Below are 297 nucleotides of genomic sequence, written 5' to 3'. Positions count from 1 at the left end.
CACGAGGGTTGGAACGACGTTGTAGGTCAGTCCCGTCACATGCAATCCGCCAGAGGTCTTTTCGGTTTGCAGCTCCCGCAAGTGATCCATCCAACTTTCGCGCGGCTGTCTCGCGACTTCGGGAAATTCCAATTGCAACAAGATATATTGATAATAGTTGGCGAAGCTGGACCGGGTGAGCCCTTTTACGTTTTCGAGCAGGAAGGATTTTGGCCTCAGCTTGCGCACCAGTTCCACCGTGACGGGAAACATATCCCGTTCATCGCCGTGCGCCTTGTGCTTGCCGCCCATGGAAAA

At 53.9% G+C, this 297-nt stretch carries 1 pseudogene (only partly in view); it reads right to left on the bottom strand.

The window, feature by feature from the left end:
- Nucleotides 1-297, bottom strand: a pseudogene (locus JNK74_29735) (DNA cytosine methyltransferase); it reaches 273 nt to the left of the window's first position.

This window comes from Candidatus Hydrogenedentota bacterium, from assembly GCA_016791475.1.
In the GTDB taxonomy this organism is placed as follows: domain Bacteria; phylum Hydrogenedentota; class Hydrogenedentia; order Hydrogenedentales; family JAEUWI01; genus JAEUWI01.
Note: the sequence above shows the minus strand (reverse complement) of the source record. Positions and strands in the feature narration are given on the sequence as shown.